The sequence below is a fragment of the Halochromatium glycolicum genome, assembly GCF_016584085.1.
Lineage (GTDB): Bacteria > Pseudomonadota > Gammaproteobacteria > Chromatiales > Chromatiaceae > Lamprobacter > Lamprobacter glycolicus.
Map to the genome: position 1 here is coordinate 1 of NZ_NRSJ01000125.1, position 1,257 is coordinate 1,257.

The window sequence follows — 1,257 nt, forward strand, 5'->3', positions numbered from 1 at the left end:
ACGACTGGGGGCGTACGCTCACCGAGACCGACGCCCTCGGGCGCACCACCCGCTACACCCCCAACGTCCACGGCGACCTCGTGCGCATCGAGGACGCAGAGGGCTAGATCGTCGAGCGGGACTTCGCCTTCGGCGGCGTGCTCAGCGAACAGCGCACCTATGCCTTCGCCGGTGACCCCGCGCCCCACCTCATCACCTACACCCGCAACCCGCTGGGCCAGGCCACCGCCATTCATGCCCCCGAGGTCGACTACACTCTGGCCTACGATGCCGCCCACCGGCTCGCGCGGGTCACCGACGCCCGCGGCAACGCACGCCTCGAATACGACTGGAGCCCGGGCGGGCTGCTCGACACCCTGCGCGACGACCGGGGCCGCCAGACGGATTATCTCTACGATCCCACCGGCCGGCTCACCACCCTGTGGGCCCCGGACGGCGCGCTCATCGGGTACACCTTCGATGACGCCGGGCGCCTGACGCGCCGGGACCTGCCGGGCGGAGTCAGTACCCAATACGACTACCTCGCCGATGATGCCCTGGAGTCCCTGACCACGACCGCTCCGGGCGGACCCATCCACAGCCAGGGCTTCACCTACGACACCCTCGGGCGCCGCGCGACGATGACGGAGACCCTGGGCGGCGTCTCCCGCAGCCACACCTACGGCTACGACGCCCTCTCGCGGCTGCTCTCCGTGGACACCGGCGGGGCCGTGGAGGCCTGGACCTACGACGCCTTCGGCAACCGGGTGACCCACACCCCGCCCGCCGGGCCCGTCGCCCACTACGTCCACGACGACGCCCACCAACTCCTCGAAATCCGTGAGGGCAGCCCGGCCGGGCCCCTCGTGGGCCAGCTCCTCTACGACGCCAACGGCAATCTCACCAAGCAGTGCACCGGCAACGTCACCGACCTGGGGAATGACTGCACCGGCGATGACACGCTGACCCTCGCCTACGACGCCCTGGACCGCCAGGTCCAGGCCACCCGCACCGGCCTCCCTGCAGAATCCTACACCTACGACCCCCAGGGCCGGCGCATCGCCAAGACCGTCGGCGCCACCACCACCCACTACCACTACGACGGCGATGCCCTCTACCAGCAGGTCGAAGGCGACTGGTCCGATCCAGTGGCCCGCTACGTCCACGGCGCCGGCATCGACAGCCCCATCCTCCACTACACCGCGGGCCAGACCCTCGTCTATCACCAGGACGGGCACAACTCGGTCGTGGCCACCACCGACGCCGCCACCGGTGCCC

Annotated in this window: 1 protein-coding gene; it reads left to right on the forward strand. The window is 70.5% G+C overall.

Annotated features, from left to right (window positions below; genetic code table 11):
* Window positions 1–137 precede the first annotated feature (137 nt).
* Window positions 138–1,257, forward strand: a 1,120-nt coding sequence (locus CKO40_RS23800) for an RHS repeat protein (protein WP_200348936.1), incomplete at its 3' end; no start/stop codon positions are given.